This is a genomic window from Streptococcus oralis (assembly GCF_001578945.1).
GTDB classification, from domain to species: domain Bacteria; phylum Bacillota; class Bacilli; order Lactobacillales; family Streptococcaceae; genus Streptococcus; species Streptococcus oralis_Q.
In genome coordinates, this window is record NZ_KQ969551.1 from 465,263 (window position 1) to 467,639 (window position 2,377).

Consider the following 2,377-nt stretch of genomic DNA (forward strand, 5'->3'; position numbering starts at 1 on the left):
TGCCATCCTTATTCATCGAATAAAGAATACGGCGCTGAACCGGCTTCAATCCATCACGAATATCTGGCAAAGCTCGGTCTTGAATAATGTACTTGGAGTAGCGACCAAAGCGCTCTCCCATAATGTCCTCCAGGGACATGTTTTGAATGTTAGACATATAGGCGTGTTCAACTCCTTTCAAAAAATGGAGAGTAGATTATTATGGAAAAAGAAAAAAATATATGGTAAGTGAGTTTCACCCAATTCCTGTATCATCATTTCCACTTTAGATATCTACTCCACAAATCCTCGTTTATACTTGATATGACTGGCGATATTGCTATCTACATCTTTTTTATCCCAAAGTTGAAGTTCCCATGGGTAGTAAAAATTACTTTTGTTTTTAAAATAGATATGAATACCGACATAGCCATCTTTATCACGTAAATACCAGTTTTTTAGTCCGTACATCTCTTGCCAATCATCTAATTTCTCCATGACTTGAGCTATCTCTTTGGAACTTAAAATCATACGAGCACCAAAAATATCATTAAGAATGGAATTCACAGGATAGCCCTCTTGACGCTCAGAAAAACGTGTAATTTTATCTAAAATAGACTCAGAAGTTTTGACACGATAAACATAGGCAATATCTTGGACATCCGCTTTCATCAGATAGTCATTAATTGACTCATGTAAATTCAGACGGTAGGCCAAAATCGCTTTCGTCGGAACTTTTGAAAAGGTATGCTTGAGATTGATTTTCTCCACCTTACCCGTTTCAAAATAATCTTTAGAATATTCTAGATGAATACGATTAATCTCTGTAATGAGGCGTTCCACTTTTTCAATCATGAGTCTTCTCCTCTCACCTTTTCATTTTTCTAGTTATTCCCAAACTTCTTCACTCTCTCCTCAGCATACTCAATCATCTTCTCAGCTACTTCCATATCATAGTCAAATCCCATCTTTTGAGCAAGGATTTGAGCTTCTTGGTGGAAAAGTTCCATGGTAGCAAATAAAGACTGAGTGATTTTATCCAAACTTGCGAAATCAAGCAGATTTGAGAATTCTTTCTCTTTCTCAGCAGGCAAATACTGAAAGAGGTACTTGTAGTTCTTGCCAATATCAACTCTTCCCCTATCACTGGATACCTGCCAAGCCAAGACCTTCAGGACTTCTTGTTGACAAATACTATAGAGATGGTCAGTGGCATAGATGGCTTGCTTGCGACAGATTTCTTTGACTACGTAGGCTGACACCCACCAAAATTCATTGCAGGCTTTTTCAAACTCAATCGCTCTAGCTGGATTTGTCCAGTAACGTTGAGGACTTGGAAAGTAGGGTTCAAATAATCTCTTCTCATCTTCTAAAACGGTGAATCCTGCCTCGCTATCCACCCACTCTTTGATGTGTTCTTTGGGACAAAGGGTCAAATCGATGCCGATTGCCATCTTCAAAGAGCATGAGATAGAGGCGACGGTGACCAAGCAAGACATGCTGCTCGATTATACGTTTGCCAAACTGGTTCAGCCAAGCAAGGTCACTCGTCAGATCATCCAAATCATCTACAATGTAGACCACATCATAGTCTTGAAACTCATCTTTTGGCGCTTTTGTATCCGTTCGTGAACCAGACATGGCGACAGCCTCGACTTGTAAAAATTTAGCAGTCTGTATAATCGCATCAAGCATTTCTGTTTCTGTTCTCATATCAATACCTTCTCGTTTTCTCGGATACTCGTTGTCTGCTTCTTCTTTTTGTGAATAATTTCTATACTATAACTCCCCTGTCTGGTAAAGGTTGTACCCTTCGTAATAATATGAAGCATCCACACCCTTAAAGAAACTAGTCTGAGTGAGGTCATCCGTCAGGTTATTGAGGAGGAGATACTTGAGTTCTCCAGTAGAAACTGCACTACGCTTCATGGCATTAAGGTATTCATCTTTGTCAATGGCGTTCCAATCTACCACTTTGTCCAGCTTCTCACGAAGCATACAATCTAGCCAAATCCTCATTGTGCGTCCATTTCCTTCGCGGAAAGGATGGGCAATATTCATATCCGCATACTTATCAACCACCTCATCAAAATTGTCATGAGGAAGTTTGTCAATATACTGCAAGGATTGCTCTAAAAAAATACGGGGGGCAAATTGGAAGTTATCCTTTGCAATATTGACATCGCGGATCTTTCCAGCGAAACCATAGATGCCTGAAAAGAGATAATAGTGAATAGCGGACAGCCCTGCAAAGGTGCCAACTTCCATTTCAAATAAAGCTCCTGTCTGAAAAAGAAGGGCGGCTTGTTTTTTTGTCAGTTTTTCTTCGGCATCTGCCAACTGGGCTGAGTTTGTAATGCCTAGTTTATTTTCCAATACCATCTTTCTTCCCATTTCT

General features: G+C 39.8%; 3 protein-coding genes and 1 pseudogene. All 4 read right to left on the reverse strand.

Going from position 1 to position 2,377, the window contains the following annotated elements; all coding sequences use genetic code 11:
* Positions 1–157: DNA gyrase subunit A (locus tag SORDD16_RS12245; protein ID WP_369404186.1), on the reverse strand; the 157-nt coding region annotated here is incomplete at its 3' end.
* Positions 158–273: 116 nt separating this feature from the next.
* Entirely contained in the window at positions 274–834 is a 561-nt protein-coding gene (locus SORDD16_RS04920; protein ID WP_049540367.1) for a nucleotidyltransferase family protein, read from the reverse strand.
* Positions 835–863: 29 nt separating this feature from the next.
* Positions 864–1,692, reverse strand: a pseudogene (locus SORDD16_RS04925) (aminoglycoside 6-adenylyltransferase).
* Between the two features lie 66 nt (positions 1,693–1,758).
* On the reverse strand, positions 1,759–2,361 hold the full coding sequence (fic, locus tag SORDD16_RS04930; RefSeq protein WP_061452575.1) for a protein adenylyltransferase Fic: 603 nt from the start codon (positions 2,359–2,361) through the stop codon (positions 1,759–1,761).
* Positions 2,362–2,377 lie beyond the last annotated feature (16 nt).